This is a genomic window from Escherichia sp. E2661, assembly GCF_004745185.1.
In the GTDB taxonomy this organism is placed as follows: domain Bacteria; phylum Pseudomonadota; class Gammaproteobacteria; order Enterobacterales; family Enterobacteriaceae; genus Escherichia.
The window spans coordinates 26,019-41,406 of record NZ_PDIG01000010.1 but is presented as its reverse complement, the minus strand read 5'-3'; the positions used below and the strand labels follow the sequence as shown (position 1 = coordinate 41,406).

Here is a 15,388-nt window from a genome sequence, read left to right as displayed (position 1 = left end):
GTGAGACAGTTCGGTCCCTATCTGCCGTGGGCGCTGGAGAACGTGAGGGGGGCTGCGTCCTACGTGACGAGAGGACCGGAGGTGGACGCATCACTGGTGTTCGGGTTGTCATGCCAATGGCACTGCCCGGTAGCTAAATGCGGAAGAGATAAGTGCTGAAAGCATCTAAGCACGAAACTTGCCCCGACGATGAGTTCTCCCTGAGACTTTAAGTCTCCTGAAGGAACGTTGAAGACGACGACGTTGATAGGCCGGGTGTGTAAGCGCAGCGATGCGTTGAGCTAACCGGTACTAATGAACCGTGAGGCTTAACCTTACAACGCCGAAGATGTTTTGGCGGAAGAGACATCGATAAGTAAGCTTGATAACAGATTAGATTAACCGGCGTAAGCGGGTTAATAAAACAGAATTTGCCTGGCGGCACTAGCGCGGTGGTCCCACCTGACCCCATGCCGAACTCAGAAGTGAAACGCCGTAGCGCCGATGGTAGTGTGGGGTCTCCCCATGCGAGAGTAGGGAACTGCCAGGCATCAAATTAAGCAGTAAGCCGGTCATAAAACCGGTGGTTGTAAAAGAATTCGGTGGAGCGGTAGTTCAGTCGGTTAGAATACCTGCCTGTCACGCAGGGGGTCGCGGGTTCGAGTCCCGTCCGTTCCGCCACTTATTAAGAAGCCTCGAGTTAACGCTCGAGGTTTTTTTTCGTCTGTATTTCTATTATTGCCAAAATCGCAAAAATCCTCTGCGTTTTACGCCCTTTTTCCGCAACAGTCTAAAGCTCATAATCACCTTAGTTAACGAAAATAGCATTAAAAGAGGCATATTATGGCTATCCCTGCATTTGGTTTAGGTACTTTCCGTCTCAAAGACGACGTTGTTATTTCATCTGTGAAAACGGCGCTTGAACTTGGTTATCGCGCAATTGATACCGCACAAATCTATGATAACGAAGCCGCAGTAGGTCAGGCGATTGCAGAAAGTGGCGTGCCACGTCATGAACTCTACATCACCACTAAAATCTGGATTGAAAATCTCAGCAAAGACAAATTGATCCCGAGTCTGAAAGAGAGCCTGCAAAAATTGCGTACTGATTATGTTGATCTGACGCTAATCCACTGGCCGTCACCAAACGATGAAGTCTCTGTTGAAGAGTTTATGCAGGCGCTGCTGGAAGCCAAAAAACAAGGGCTGACGCGTGAGATCGGTATTTCCAACTTCACGATCCCATTGATGGAAAAAGCGATTGCTGCTGTTGGCGCTGAAAACATCGCCACCAACCAGATTGAACTCTCTCCTTATCTGCAAAACCGTAAAGTGGTTGATTGGGCCAAACAGCACGGCATTCATATCACTTCCTATATGACGCTGGCTTATGGTAAGGCACTGAAAGATGAGGTTATTGCTCGTATTGCAGCTAAACACAATGCGACCCCGGCACAAGTGATTCTGACGTGGGCGATGGGGGAAGGTTACTCCGTAATTCCTTCTTCTACTAAACGTGAAAACCTGGAGAGTAATCTTAAGGCACAAAATTTACAGCTTGATGCCGAAGATAAAAAAGCGATCGCCGCACTGGATTGCAACGACCGCCTGGTTAGCCCGGAAGGTCTGGCTCCTGAATGGGATTAAGTCTCTCTGACAGCTCCTCCGGGAGCTGTTTTTACATGCTCGCTAAGGAAATCGATAAAAGCCCGGATGCGCGTACTTACCGCACGGTCGCTGTAATAGACTGCACTGAATGGCATTTCAACTGGCAACACTTTATCTGCCATTAACTCCACCAATTCTCCGCGAGCGATTTCTCTGTCGATCATGTAATCGGACAAACACGCAATCCCGTTGCCACTCAGGCAAAGCTGTTTCAGTGTTTCCCCACTATTGGATGACAAACCGTACTTCACCTCATGTAATTGTCCATCACTACAGGCTATCGGCCAGGTATTGAGGGAAGCGGGTTCAGTGAATCCAAGACAAACATGTTGCTTTAAATCGTCGATCGTTTCTGGCTTCCCGTAGCGGGAAATATAATCAGGGGAGGCGATAATTTTTCGATAACTGTTAAATAACGGCCTGGCACGTAAGCTGGAATCCGTTAACGTACCGGCGCGTATCGCGACATCTACTTTTCTTTCGATCAAATTAATAATCGTTTCGGAGGAGACTAGCGATAAAGTGACTTCCGGATAGCGTTCACGGAAAGGCTTAATCAACGGCATCAGAAAGTGCAGCACCACTGGCGTCGCGGCATCGATCCGTAACAGTCCACGCGGTGTATTACGCGTCTCCATAATTTCTGATTCTGCCGCAGCCATCTCCTGCAAAATCAACTGCACGCGACGAAAATAACGCTCGCCTTCTTCCGTCAGGCTAAGTTGTCGCGTGGTCCGATTAAGCAGGCTAACGCCGAGTTTCATCTCCAGCTTTTTCACCGCCCGGCTTACCGCTGAGTTTGCTTGCCCTAATTGTTCCGCTGCCCGGCTAAAACTGCCGCTTTCGACGACCGAAACAAAAATGGCGAGTTCTTCCGACGTGGCTTTCATTTTTGCTCCTGTTGCAAAATAGAAGAGATATTTTGAATTAATTTGTCATTAAACCATCAGGATATGTGATATGTCATCCGATTTAATGTTCTCAATAATGAGCAAAATTCTGACCGGTGTAAGCACTTGCTTACATAACAATATACAATTGCTCGTTGAAAGAGTGAGCTAAAATCCCTATAACAGTAGAACCCTCCCGAGTGAGGAAGGGGTGACGTAATAGAGGTTTCAAAGTCAAAAGTGCGAAAAAACACCTATGCCATGCGCTATGTTGCCGGACAACCTGCGGAAAGGATCTTACCGCCGGGGTCTTTTGCGAGCATCGGCCAGGCATTACCACCCGGAGAACCGTTAAGTACCGAAGAGCGTATTCGGATCCTGGTGTGGAACATATACAAACAGCAACGCGCTGAATGGTTGTCGGTATTAAAGAACTACGGCAAAGATGCACATCTGGTGTTATTGCAGGAAGCGCAGACAACGCCAGAGTTAGTACAGTTTGCGACTGCTAACTATCTTGCTGCCGATCAGGTACCCGCTTTCGTGCTGCCGCAGCATCCTTCCGGTGTCATGACCCTTTCGGCGGCGCATCCTATTTATTGCTGCCCGTTACGCGAACGTGAACCTATTTTACGTCTGGCGAAATCAGCGCTGGTGACGGTCTACCCATTACCTGATACCCGCCTGTTGATGGTCGTCAATATTCACGCCGTCAACTTTAGTCTGGGCGTAGATGTTTACAGTAAGCAGTTGCTTCCTATTGGCGATCAGATTGCCCATCACAGCGGCCCGGTCATTATGGCGGGAGATTTCAATGCCTGGAGCCGTAGAAGGATGAACGCGCTATATCGCTTTGCGCGGGAAATGTCGCTGCGCCAGGTGCGTTTTACCGATGATCAGCGCCGTCGGGCGTTTGGTCGCCCGCTCGATTTTGTTTTTCTACCGTGGTCTTAACGTCAGCGAAGCTTCTGTACTGGTTACGCGCGCTTCCGATCACAATCCGCTACTCGTTGAATTCAGTCCCGGCAAGCCTGATAAATAAGGTATGTCAGGTCTGCCACAGGGCAGACCAACGTTTGGCGCTGCCCTTTATACTCAAACAACAAAAGGACAGCGCAATGACAATACAATCCCACCATGACCACGTAGAAAAGCAGTTTAGCTCGCAGGCCAGTGAGTATTTAACCAGTACCGTACATGCATCCGGGCGAGATTTACAGCGCCTGGCGGTGCGTCTGGCTGATTATCCTGATGCAAATGTACTTGATATGGGCTGCGGAGCTGGGCATGCCAGCTTTGTCGCTGCGCAAAACGTGAGCGCGGTGGTGGCGTATGACTTATCTGCCCAAATGCTGGATGTCGTGGCACAAGCTGCCGAAGCCCGGCACCTGAAAAATATCACCACCCGCCAGGGATATGCCGAAAGTCTGCCATTTGCCGATAACGCATTTGATATTGTTATCAGCCGTTATTCTGCCCATCACTGGCATGATGTTGGTGCAACACTGCGTGAAGTGAATCGGATATTGAAACCCAGCGGTAGGCTGATTGTGATGGACGTAATGTCTCCGGGTCACCCAGTGCGCGACATCTGGTTACAGACGGTAGAAGCATTACGCGATACCTCTCACGTACGAAACTACGCCAGCGGTGAGTGGTTGACGTTAATCAATGAAGCCAATCTGATAGTTGATAATTTAATTACAGATAAGTTACCGCTGGAATTTTCTTCATGGGGCGCCAGAATGCGTACGCCAGAAGCATTAGTAGACGCTATTCGCATTTACCAACAGAGCGCATCGACAGAGGTGAAAACGTATTTTGCCTTACAGAATGACGGCTCTTTCACCAGTGATATCATCATGGTAGAAGCACATAAAGCGGTATAAATAAAAAAGGCACCGGGGGAATCGGTGCCTTTTTATTATCTGGTTTGTCAGGAATCTGGCATGTTGTTGTTTTTCACAAACAACGTCAGCTTATCGCCTGGTTGCAGATTCGCAGTGTCGCTGTTCCAGCGCATCACATCTTTGATGTTCACGCCGTGGCGTTTAGCAATGCTTGAAAGCGAATCGCCTTTGCGCACACGATACGTAATGCTATCGCTGTTGTTTGCCAGCCGCTGTGCGCTACTACCTGCGCCAATCGTCAGACTTTGGCCTGGTTTCAGCTTAGATCCGCGCAGTTTATTCCACTGCTGCAAATCTTTGGTGCTTACGCCGAGACGTGAAGCGATACTTGAAAGCGTGTCGCCAGAACGAACGGTGTAAACGCGACTGTTAAGCGGCGTATTGTCGGCAACCAGTGTCGACTGTACAGCAGCAATTTCGCCGGAAGCCAGAGATTCACGCAGTTGATCTGCATGCTTCTTTGGCACCATCACGTACTGCGGGCCACTTGCGCCCAGCGTGGAGCCTTTCACGCCAGCGTTGAATGTCTTCAGCTTGCTGACGGAAATTCCCGCCATATCTGCAACCTTCGCCATATCAACCGGGCTACTCAGGTGTACACGCGCCAGAGCACGGCTTTCATCGGTCGTCGGCAGACGTACGCCATAACGTTTGCTGTTTTTGAGAATATCGCTCAATGCCAGCATTTTAGGCACGTACTGCTTCGTTTCCTGCGGCAACGGTAACGACCAAAAGTCCGTGGATTTCCCACGTGCTTTGTTCGTTTTAATTGCCTTCATGACCCGACCTTCGCCGCTATTATAAGCCGCTACGGTCAAAAGCCAGTCGCCGTCAAACATCTTGTTCAGACGTTGCATCATGTTCAGCGCGGCGGTTGTTGAAGCAACAACATCGCGACGCGCGTCATAAGTGCGAGTCTGTTTCAAACCATAATTGCGCCCCGTGCTCGGAATGATCTGCCAGATGCCTGCGGCATTGGCGCCAGACGTCGCGTGAGGATCAAAAGCGCTCTCCACTATGGGTAGTAGTACCAGTTCCATAGGCATGTTACGTTTTTTAACTTGCCCGGCTATCCAGTACATATACGGCTCTGCCCGTAAAGTTACATCGTGGAGATAGCTCTTATTGCGTAAATATTTCTGTTTCTGTTCGCGAATCCGGTCATTTTCCGGAATTCCCATCTTTAGCTCGTCGCCAATGAAAGCCCACAAGTCACCATCTGGCGCGATAGACGTCCCATCGTCCATCCATCGTGCCTGACTTGTAAACTTTGCTGCTTCCCCTTGACCAGCTGCAGAAAGGCTCTGTGCGTGCTGTTGGACGTTACCGGTACTCTGGCAACCCACGAGCAGGACAGAGGCGAGTAATATCGCTTTTGCCTTCATGTGTGTGTCAATAGTTGCTTAAAAGACGACCGATCATAACGGCGAACGAAGCCGATGACAAGAAAGTTTTATCAGAATCTATCTTTCTTTGACCTTAACCAGGCAAAACGCGCCTCAGGTTGTTGCAATAATGTTTCTTTATTAATTACATTAATTAAATCAATATCTTCTGTTCTTAAAAAAACATTAATTTTCCGCTCATTTTTCAGAATTACGGGGAGTGTAATTTGATTTTTTGCCCGTAACTCAATAACTTTACGATAATAATCATTTATGGACAAATCGTGCGGAAGAATACTCAAGGCAAACTTCATATTTGATAAAGTATATTCATGAGCACAACATACCAGTGTATCGTCAGGTAGAGCACTTAATTTTTTAAGTGATTGATACATTTGAGAAGCTGTACCTTCAAATAATCGCCCGCAGCCACCAGAGAAAAGAGTATCACCGCAAAATAGATAAGGATTGCTGAAGTAACAGATGTGTCCTAAAGTGTGACCTGGTGTAGCAATTACACTAAATTCATGCCCCAAAACGAAGGCAGTATCACCATCTTTGACTACCTGCGTTGTTCCCTTATCTTGTGTCTCTTGTGGACCGTAGACCACAATTTGCGGAAACTTTTCCACCAGTTCTTTTACGCCGCCAACGTGATCTTGGTGATGGTGGGTGAGAAATATGGCCTCCGGTTGCCAGTTATTGGCGGCAATGGCCTTTACTACCGGCTCCGCTTCTCCAGGATCGACAATCAGGCAACGGCCTGCTTCATCATTCAAAACCCAGATGTAATTGTCATCAAAGGCAGGAATACTGTTAAGATTCATATATTACCTCTCAGTGTGAAACGGAAGGTTGTGATGAAACCGGCAAGGAACCCTCAAACAGTCGTGGCTCCTGATTGCTGGGGCGATTTGCCCTGGGGAGAGCTTTATCGCAAGGCGCTGGAGCGCCAGCTCAACCCATGGTTCACGAAAATGTATGGTTTTCATCTGCTTAAGATTGGCAATTTAAGCGCAGAAATCAATTGCGAAGCGTGCGCGGTTTCTCATCAAGTGAATGTTTCTGCGCAAGGAATGCCCGTACAGGTGCAGGCGGACCCACTTCATCTTCCTTTTGCCGATAAATCCGTCGATGTTTGTCTACTGGCGCATACGCTGCCATGGTGCACCGATCCGCATCGTTTGTTGCGTGAAGCCGATCGGGTATTGATTGATGATGGCTGGCTGGTCATTAGTGGCTTCAATCCCATCAGTTTAATGGGATTACGTAAACTTGTGCCAGTCTTGCGAAAAACATCGCCTTATAACAGCCGGATGTTTACCTTGATGCGGCAACTGGACTGGCTCTCTTTGTTGAATTTTGAAGTGCTACACGCCAGCCGTTTCCACGTTCTCCCGTGGAATAAACATGGTGGAAAACTATTGAGCGCGCATATTCCTGCGCTTGGTTGCTTACAACTTATCGTTGCCCGGAAACGGACTATTCCTTTAACGCTCAACCCGATGAAACAGAGCAAAAACAAACCGCGAATTCGCCAGGCGGTCGGCGCCACCCGGCAATTTCGTAAACCACAGGCTTAAACTTCGACTTGGTAGCCCGTATCTTCCAGTGTGGGATTCATTGCCGCGGCACGAGCCAGTTCATCGCAACGTTCGTTTTCTGGATGACCGGCATGGCCTTTTACCCATTCCCATTTGATTTGATGCTGCCCCAACGCAGCATCAAGACGTTGCCAGAGATCGACATTTTTTTACTGGTTTTTTGTCTGCTGTTTTCCAGCCACGTTTTTTTCCAGTTATGGATCCACTGGGTGATCCCCTGGCGGACATACTGGCTGTCGGTACTCAGAATGACTTCACAGTGTTCTTTTAACGCTTCCAGCGCGACAATAGCGGCCATCAACTCCATACGGTTGTTGGTGGTGCGGGTGTAGCCAGCGCTAAAAGTTTTTTCGCGTCCACGATAGCGTAAAATAGCACCGTAACCCCCAGGTCCAGGATTACCCAGACACGAACCATCGGTGAAAATTTCTACCTGTTTAAGCATCTCTGGTAGACTTCCTGTAATTGAATCGAACTGTAAAACGACAAGTCTGACATAAATGACCGCTATGAGCACTGCAATTACACGCCAGATCGTTCTCGATACCGAAACCACCGGTATGAACCAGATTGGCGCGCACTATGAAGGCCACAAGATCATTGAGATTGGTGCCGTTGAAGTGGTGAACCGTCGACTGACGGGCAATAACTTCCATGTTTATCTCAAACCCGATCGCTGGTGGATCCGGAAGCCTTTGGCGTACATGGTATTGCCGATGAATTTTTGCTCGATAAGCCCACGTTTGCCGAAGTAGCCGATGAGTTCATGGACTATATTCGCGGCGCGGAGCTGGTTATCCATAACGCAGCGTTCGATATCGGCTTTATGGACTACGAGTTTTCGTTGCTTAAGCGCGATATTCCGAAGACGAATACCTTCTGTAAGGTCACCGATAGCCTTGCGGTGGCGAGGAAAATGTTTCCCGGTAAGCGCAACAGCCTCGATGCATTATGTGCTCGCTACGAAATAGATAACAGTAAACGAACGCTGCACGGGGCATTACTCGATGCCCAGATCCTTGCGGAAGTTTATCTGGCGATGACCGGTGGTCAAACGTCGATGGCTTTTGCGATGGAAGGAGAGGCACAACAGCAGCAAGGTGAAGCAACAATTCAGCGCATTGTACGTCAGGCAAGTAAGTTACGCGTTGTTTTTGCAACAGATGAAGAGCTTGCAGCACATGAAGCCCGTCTCGATCTGGTGCAGAAGAAGGGCGGAAGCTGCCTCTGGCGGGCATAAATACCTGTGAAAGGCGCTAAAAATAGCGACTTGGGCGATTTTTGCAGCAAACGATTCAAAAGATGAGAAAAATCGTTGACGAAGGCTGAGGCAATCCGTAATATTCGCCTCGTTCCCAAAGGAACACAACACGGAGCGGTAGTTCAGTCGGTTAGAATACCTGCCTGTCACGCAGGGGGTCGCGGGTTCGAGTCCCGTCCGTTCCGCCAATATTCAGAAAGCCTGAGTCAGTAATGATTCAGGATTTCGTCGTTTTTGCCTTCAGGAGAGTTTGTCACCCCTGAAGGCAAATAGATATAATCTAAAAAACTGTCACATCATATAATGACCAGCTATTATAAATTCTGGCCATTTCTGTTATTCCAACGCATCCCATTTCTCCAGTAATTCTGCTGGAATTTCATTTATTACTTCCGAGAAGCGTTTTCCGACCAGACGCTCTGCCTGACGCAACAAGGGAATAGTCGGACTGCTCGGCTCACTATACTCAAACCAGCGATGTATAACTCTCAAACGTTCCAGTGCATCGTTCCGGTCGCTAATTTGCCTTTGTTCTGCGCAGACCTTTCCGGTCTTTTCAGCAGGTATATCTTCGAGTGGTGCAACATACTCTGCTTGTATCGTTTCAGTATTATTGATGGAGACATGCTCCTGATGAACAACCAATGTTTCCTGTGATGGGATCTCTGGCGTGGTTGATTGCACCGCTCCCGGTAACAGGGTCAGCAGTTGCGTAAGCCTCGAAAAGTCCGGAGCATGGTCATTCAGCATTTTACGCGCATGGCGTTGCAGTCGCTCAGTGTTTTCAGCGGCCTGGCGAAAAGCGTCTAGCGGCAGTACACCGCGAGCTTCCAGATCGGCCAATTGCTGACGTACCGATTCCGGCGCCAGGGCATCCGCCGGGCGTGATGCAGACAACGAGCGTTCCACATCTCGTACCTGGAGGCGCAAAGCGGCATTATTTGACAGCGTAATGCCTCGGATATCCGCCATTACGCCTTCGTGGTCCAGCAACGCCGATAGTGCGTTGCTGCGCGCCACTGCCGCATCTTCGGCGGTGATATCTTCAGTTGCAAGCAGTTGTGGATGGATGGTATCCGGGTACAAGCTGCACAGCGTTTCGAGTTGCGTGAGTGCCTCTGCCAGTCCTCTGGCTCCGGCCTGCTGGATACGGCAGCGCAGTAGAATCACCAGGATTCGGATATCTTTGCTTCGTGTCAGCAGGCGGCGAGCGTCTCGCTCGAGTTCTGCCCAGTTAATGGTTTCCGGCGTACTGACAAAATCGCCATATTGCGCTTCTTCACGCGGTGCAGCGCGGGTGAACAGCAGCAGGTATTCCGGATCATATTCCAGATCCGGGCCACAGGGGCGTTCGGCCGAAATAGGGTCTGACAGAGATGTATCCATTAAATTATCCTTAGTGCGCCAGATAGTGCTCAGGTTCGAAAATCATGCCTGTCACCGGATCGTCGTGCATGGCTTTTCCAGCCCAGGCGGTCCAGCCTAACTGATATGGGCCGCCGGTAACGGCAGGAGGAGCGGCGTGTGGTTTTAGCTGTAGCTCAATTTCCCAGCAGTATTCAAACCCGGTAAAGGCGCGAACCAATTCCGTCAATACGGGCAGGTTGTTGCCGCCAGGCAGGAAGCGTTGATAATCGGCCAGCGTCAGTGGGCCAATCACCAGTCTGAACTTATACTGCATGTCCGGTACGGCCTGACCGATGAGTGCGCCGTTGCCAATGATGGAAGAAAGGGCTGGTGTCCCCAGCCGGGTAATTTCATCATCTGCCACGGGTATCCAGTGCAGGACATATTCCTGTATCCGGAAAGGCACGCCGAAATAGTGCGCCAGCGTGGCAGCCAGCCCGTCTGGATTGCGTGATTCGCGCGCCAGATGAGCCGATGCCGCCAGGCGAACGTGATCCGGTAGCGGGCTGTCTACACTTTCTCGCAAATCTTGCCCGCTGAGGCTGGCGATATAAAAGGCAAATCGGTCATATTTCGGTTTATCCAGACCACCTCCAGCTGACTGGGCGCTGCGCCAGGCCTGATAAAACTGGGTCAGCCAGCGGTGATGAAAAAGGTCAGTAAAACAGGTTAGCGTCGGATCGCGGTAGCTTTCGGTCCGGTTACGCGCCAGCTCGGTGTAGTGCAGCGGCAGCGGGCCATTCGGCCCCCACAGCCCGAGGCTGTACAGACTGACGTGCAGGCGCCCTTCCTGCCAGCTTACACTGGCGATTTCCCGTGGTGCAAAAGTCAGCGCAGGTGTTTGCCCGAGGCGGAATTTTTCCATTCGTGGCTGCCAGGCACTACCTGCAGGGACGGTACACAACTGTACATTCACGCGGCGCATCAGGTTCAGAAAACCGTAACGCCAGGGCATTCCCTGCGCCTGAGTGAAATCGCCGTTCATACACTTCCCCGCTGTCCGGCCCTGACCGGCCAGGTTATAATTTTGCCGCGCTGCATACTGTGCAGCGTCATCTGCGAGAAGGTATTAATGGAAACATGACGGGCGATATAGTGTTCCAGCACCAGGCCGAACAGATACGGACTGATGCCAGAAAAACCTTCTTCATCCACCGTCAGCTCACAACAGACGCCGCGACCATAGACCAGCAGCCCGGAACCCGGCAGACGGCGGGTGACCGGCGTTGTTTTGCAGCCAATCAGGCTGCGTACCTGTCGTGATTGCGGACTGTCATGCGCCGGAATAAACAGGTTAAGCAGATCGCGTAGCGCTTGACCGCCGGTACGGTGATCCAGATCGGCCAACGGCAGATAATTAAAGGATAACTGGCGGATCAACCGCCAGGCCATTTCACGTTCCGCCAGTGGATGCTGCGGCGGACGAGGCGGGCGAATAAGTCCCACGCCCGCCACCGGGATGGCCGCATCCACGGTCAGATCGTCCCAGCCATTGCGTGCAATAAGGCAGGGGAGATCGCGGTTGGTGACCATGGCCGTGATGGTGATATGGCGCAGATTTTCCGGGTATGGCGCTTCATATTGGTCAACCAGTGACAGGAACACTTCCGATCCCGTATAGGGGCTGCGGGTGCCGTAGCGGCGGGCGTTTTCCGACAACCGACGCGGCTCCCGGCGCAGGGAAAAATAGCGCCCGTGGTTGCCTTCATCGTTATTGCGGGTGTGGTAGAGCGGGCGAAAGGTCATTTTCCGTGTAGTGTCGGTTTCCAGCCCTTCCACTTCCTGGACCGAGAACACCTCATAATCCAGTGGATGGGTCCTGTCCACCACAAGGTGCTGCTCTGTCGAGCTGTGGGTGACGTCGATTCGGGCGGTGACGCGGGGAAAAAGGTTAACAACCGGGGTGCAGAACAGGCTGAACTGTGACGCATTTGTCTGGTGGATCAGCCAGTCCGGCGGCAGGTGGTTTAGTAAGATCACAATCTCCGCCACGCCGCCGTTAATTTTCTGTAACCCGGCAGACAGACCTGCCGGGGTGAAAAAATAAAAGCGTTCCGGACATGCAAAATATTCATGCAGCAGGTTATGACCGTGAAATACGTTCCAGGCCAGTGGCAGCAGTCCCTGACCTGGTTCCAGCCCCTCGTAGGTAACTGGCTGTTTCAGATTTACATCCAGTACGCCGTCAAAATGACCCGGAACGCCTGCCAGTGTGGCAATGGAACTGGTATGCAGAAGTTCGAACAAGTGAGAGGCTGTGCGTTCCTCGCCGCAGAGATATAGCGGCAGCCTGTCCAGCCCGGCAAGTTGGCTAAACGTCAGTTCACCGAAGGTGCGCAGAGTAATACGCAGCGCACCGGCGACATGAATGTTGGTAGGTAGGTAGCGATGCAGAGCTGGCATATCCGGTGGAGCGGCGGTCAGGCGCACCTCTTCGATGGTGAGCGGCCACAGCGTCACATCCTGGCTGCTGCGAAACTGGCAGGCGGTACTTTCGCCTTCCGAAATGGCGGAAAAAAAAGCGGTGTCGCGTGGGACGGTGAATCCTTTTGCCAAATCGCCTTCTTCCGGATCGGGATGCAACTGTGCCACGCTCATTGAGGGCGTGGGAGTAACATAATTGGGGCTGACGACCTCCAGCAGGCGCTGGGTGAAACGCGGAAATTCAGCGTCAATTTTAAGCTGCGTACGGGCAGTCAGGAAGCTGAAGGCCTCAACCATCCGCTCCACATACGGATCGGCAATATCCGTTCCCTGCATTCCCAGCCGGGCGGCGACTTTGGGATGACGTGCGGCAAATTCGGCTCCCGTTTCACGCAGGTAGCTCAGTTCGCGGTTATAGTATTCCAGTAGCCGTGGATCCATCGGTCACCCTCTATATTAAAAAAACGTAATGCGGCTCTGTTCCATATCCAGCGCGCTGCGTACCCGGAATGCCGTCGGATACGGCTGCGTAAGGATTTCGCCACGAATTTCAAACTGTAATGTGTTATGGCCACTCTGGCGTTGTTCATCCTGTAGTGGAATTATTTGCAGGGTGGATGCTTTCAGCCGGGGTTCAAATCGAGTAATCGTGCGTAAAATAGCCCTGCGGATATCGTCCCACTTGTGTTCATACAGAAAGCTGCCTGCCAGTGGAGGCAGGCCGTAGTTCAGAACAGAAGCTGCCGCCTCTGGGTAGCGAGTGGCATCAATATCATCTTCATGACTGACGGTGTTGAGTAAAAATGATAAATCCCGGCGGATGATCTCCTTGAACTGGACTGAACTGACGCTGATATCGTGATCGCGCTTCTGCTGTGGGGCATCGTCACAAAGTCGATCAAACAATGTAGGCATCAGGTGGTTGCTTTGGCGCAAGCGAGAGGCGCTCATGCGTCACTGCTTTTGGGTGTATTAAAGGTACAAGAGGTCATATCCAGCAGGCTGATATCGCCGTGGCTGGTGAGCCACATTTTTTGTCCTAACGCCGTAACCAGAGTTTCTCCTGGCCCATCCTGCCAGGTGGTTTCCCGGCACAGACGCAAGGCGTCAGCAGCGCTTTCAGAACCACTGTAGCGAGGAAACAGCCAGGCGCTGTGTGTGTCGCCGTTGTGAAGTGTGATATTGACGGGTTTCCAGATTAGATCTGTCAGATTAGCCGGCAGGGGGGATTTCAGTGAACGAATTTGCGAAAATGGCAGCCAGATATACACGCCACCAGCGACCAGTTCCAGCACCGGGCCGGTACGCGAGTCACTGTCGCTTATCCAGTCGAATACGCCGCCATTCCACTGCCCGGTGGTGTCTGTTATAGCTTCAAGCGCGTGGCTGCGGTTGGCATCGGCTTCCTGCACTTCGCCGCGGGCGTACAGGCGAGAGCAGCCAGTAAATCCTCCATCCAGGCGAGTGGTGGGAGAATAAAACCGGGACGCTGTTCGCCCTGAAAGCAGGAGTGACGGTATATTTCACAGCGGATCAGCTCGCCAAATACCTGTGCCTCGCGAGCATAATTTGCGTCCACTCGGGCGCACAGTTGAATTTGTTGCAGCGCCCGCGACCAGTCACCGATTGCGCACAATAACTGAAACAGGCTGTGCCGACGTGAAGCCTGTGCCGGGTGCATCTTTACCTGGTGTTCCGCCAGTTGAATGCCCTCCGCCACGGAATAGTCTCGCAGCAGCGCCGACAAGGTAGCCGGTAGCACGTTATTGTTTGTCATGAGTGATATCTCCGTGTTGTGCCGGGTTTATCCGGTAATGGCTGTCAATGCCGATGACACGGTGCTCTCGCTGCGTCAGATCGGGCAGAATGGCGTTATGCACTGCCTCCGGTTTGTATTCAGGAGAAAGCAGATGCAGGATATCAGGAGGAGTCTTTTTGGTAGGCCAGGTAGTTTCTCCTTCACCGGTGGCATCCAGTACATCGAGAATAGCGTCAATACTTAACCCGCCAGTGACCATATCCTGTAATGTATCGGCTTCAGTGACCAGATCACGCAATGAAGACAACTCCTGCGTGCCACCCTCTCCATTAAGGGGGAAAGGATCGGCATGACGATGAATATCTTGTTCAGGAGACAACAACGCCTGGCGGTATTCCTGATAAAGCAAGGTTAGTGGGGTATCTGAATCTGGGGTGCCTTCAGTAGCAACTGCGCCATGAACCGGAATAATATCGAACGGATTTTGCTGCTGCTGTTGTTGTTGTCGAAACCAGTCGAGATCGAGATATTCGGTTATTGTTTCAGGCGAAATGACAGGTTGCAGTGCCGTTTTTTTCTCGCATGGCTCAGGAGACATCGGATTGTCCCGGACTAGACACCAGGAAGATAACCCCCATTCAATCAGGTCCCCTTCATTCAGGCGCATACGGTGATGTGGCTCCACAATCAGGTCATTTACCGTGCAACAATATTCATCGGACAGATTGATTATCCACCATGCCTCTTCGTGGCGAGTCAGGCTGAGAGCAATCTTTGTATCCTCACCCACATCAAAAACAGGGCTCCATGGCGCTTTGACTGTGAAGATAATCTGTGTTCCTGCAGTGGCGTAAATGGTGCCATCGGTAACGCCGTGCCCCTGTATTTTTTGCAGTCCCCAGGTAATAATTTGTTTCATTACGTATCACTGTATAGAGTGTTTTTTTAATAGAGTATTTATTTTTATTTTTTTAGATAAGTAACGCTGATTAATTTGCTTTATCAATATTAATTTTCTCGTAAATATATAATGGTGATTATTGTTGATATATATTCATGATATGAATTCAATTAACTTCTTGTATTGAAAATCATCATAAA

The 15,388-nt window shown here is 50.7% G+C and carries 11 protein-coding genes, 2 tRNA genes, 2 rRNA genes and 4 pseudogenes; 9 read left to right on the top strand and 10 right to left on the bottom strand.

Translation table 11 applies throughout. The features are described 5' to 3' along the window. From CRI63_RS05605 to dkgB, 4 genes are all read left to right on the top strand, one after another. Window positions 1-316 (top strand): 23S ribosomal RNA (locus CRI63_RS05605); the annotation flags it as partial. A gap of 97 nt (window positions 317-413) precedes the next feature. After that, window positions 414-529 (top strand): 5S ribosomal RNA (gene rrf, locus CRI63_RS05600). 54 nt (window positions 530-583) lie between these two features. Next, window positions 584-660, top strand: a tRNA-Asp gene (locus CRI63_RS05595). A 162-nt stretch (window positions 661-822) separates the two neighbouring features. Continuing rightward, entirely contained in the window at window positions 823-1,626 is an 804-nt protein-coding gene (gene dkgB / locus CRI63_RS05590) for a 2,5-didehydrogluconate reductase DkgB (RefSeq protein ID WP_135403857.1), read from the top strand. Here dkgB and yafC read toward each other — a convergent pair. Continuing rightward, window positions 1,623-2,537 (bottom strand): DNA-binding transcriptional regulator YafC, encoded by a 915-nt coding sequence (yafC, locus tag CRI63_RS05585; RefSeq protein WP_135518773.1) that lies wholly within the window; start codon window positions 2,535-2,537, stop codon window positions 1,623-1,625. The two genes, dkgB and yafC, sit on opposite strands and share 4 nt — an antisense overlap. 240 nt (window positions 2,538-2,777) lie before the next feature. On the opposite strand from yafC, the pseudogene CRI63_RS05580 reads away from it, so the two are divergent. After that, window positions 2,778-3,579 (top strand): annotated as a pseudogene (locus CRI63_RS05580) (endonuclease/exonuclease/phosphatase family protein). A gap of 76 nt (window positions 3,580-3,655) precedes the next feature. Next, the gene (locus CRI63_RS05575; RefSeq protein WP_135518771.1) at window positions 3,656-4,426 is read left to right on the top strand and encodes a class I SAM-dependent methyltransferase; all 771 of its coding nucleotides are present in this window, start codon (window positions 3,656-3,658) and stop codon (window positions 4,424-4,426) included. A 47-nt stretch (window positions 4,427-4,473) separates the two neighbouring features. Here the strand turns inward: CRI63_RS05575 and mltD are convergent, their stop codons facing one another. Both mltD and gloB read right to left on the bottom strand, forming a co-directional pair. Next, window positions 4,474-5,832: a murein transglycosylase D gene (gene mltD / locus CRI63_RS05570; RefSeq protein WP_130218530.1), complete on the bottom strand. Its 1,359-nt coding sequence runs from the start codon at window positions 5,830-5,832 to the stop codon at window positions 4,474-4,476. Window positions 5,833-5,903: 71 nt separating this feature from the next. Further along, window positions 5,904-6,659, bottom strand: coding sequence for a hydroxyacylglutathione hydrolase (gloB, locus tag CRI63_RS05565; protein WP_135518769.1), 756 nt, complete (start codon window positions 6,657-6,659; stop codon window positions 5,904-5,906). A gap of 33 nt (window positions 6,660-6,692) precedes the next feature. Between gloB and CRI63_RS05560 the strand changes: the two genes are divergently transcribed. Continuing rightward, complete coding sequence (locus CRI63_RS05560; protein ID WP_130224088.1) at window positions 6,693-7,415, top strand: class I SAM-dependent methyltransferase; 723 nt, start codon at window positions 6,693-6,695, stop codon at window positions 7,413-7,415. Here CRI63_RS05560 and rnhA read toward each other — a convergent pair. Continuing rightward, a pseudogene (gene rnhA, locus CRI63_RS05555) lies at window positions 7,412-7,881 on the bottom strand (ribonuclease HI). The gene CRI63_RS05560 and the pseudogene rnhA sit on opposite strands and share 4 nt — an antisense overlap. Before the next feature lie 64 nt (window positions 7,882-7,945). On the opposite strand from rnhA, the pseudogene dnaQ reads away from it, so the two are divergent. Both dnaQ and CRI63_RS05545 read left to right on the top strand, forming a co-directional pair. Continuing rightward, window positions 7,946-8,676 (top strand): annotated as a pseudogene (gene dnaQ / locus CRI63_RS05550) (DNA polymerase III subunit epsilon). Window positions 8,677-8,808: 132 nt separating this feature from the next. Next, window positions 8,809-8,885: transfer RNA gene (locus CRI63_RS05545), tRNA-Asp, on the top strand. Window positions 8,886-9,033: 148 nt separating this feature from the next. Here CRI63_RS05545 and CRI63_RS05540 read toward each other — a convergent pair. From CRI63_RS05540 to tagK, 6 genes and pseudogenes are all read right to left on the bottom strand, one after another. Beyond that, window positions 9,034-10,083, bottom strand: coding sequence for a type VI secretion system ImpA family N-terminal domain-containing protein (locus CRI63_RS05540; protein WP_135518767.1), 1,050 nt, complete (start codon window positions 10,081-10,083; stop codon window positions 9,034-9,036). 10 nt (window positions 10,084-10,093) lie between these two features. Beyond that, window positions 10,094-11,089 carry a type VI secretion system baseplate subunit TssG gene (tssG, locus tag CRI63_RS05535; protein WP_135406086.1) on the bottom strand — a complete coding sequence of 332 codons (996 nt, stop codon included), beginning with the start codon at window positions 11,087-11,089 and terminating at the stop codon, window positions 10,094-10,096. Further along, the gene (gene tssF / locus CRI63_RS05530; protein WP_135518765.1) at window positions 11,086-12,969 is read right to left on the bottom strand and encodes a type VI secretion system baseplate subunit TssF; all 1,884 of its coding nucleotides are present in this window, start codon (window positions 12,967-12,969) and stop codon (window positions 11,086-11,088) included. Before tssF ends, tssG begins: the two co-directional genes overlap by 4 nt. A 15-nt stretch (window positions 12,970-12,984) precedes the next feature. Beyond that, entirely contained in the window at window positions 12,985-13,479 is a 495-nt protein-coding gene (tssE, locus tag CRI63_RS05525; protein WP_130209743.1) for a type VI secretion system baseplate subunit TssE, read from the bottom strand. Beyond that, window positions 13,476-14,305 (bottom strand): annotated as a pseudogene (locus CRI63_RS05520) (type VI secretion system accessory protein TagJ). The gene tssE and the pseudogene CRI63_RS05520 overlap by 4 nt, the downstream one beginning before the upstream one ends. After that, window positions 14,292-15,206: a type VI secretion system-associated protein TagK gene (gene tagK, locus CRI63_RS05515; protein WP_130218516.1), complete on the bottom strand. Its 915-nt coding sequence runs from the start codon at window positions 15,204-15,206 to the stop codon at window positions 14,292-14,294. Before tagK ends, CRI63_RS05520 begins: the two are co-directional and overlap by 14 nt. Window positions 15,207-15,388 lie beyond the last annotated feature (182 nt).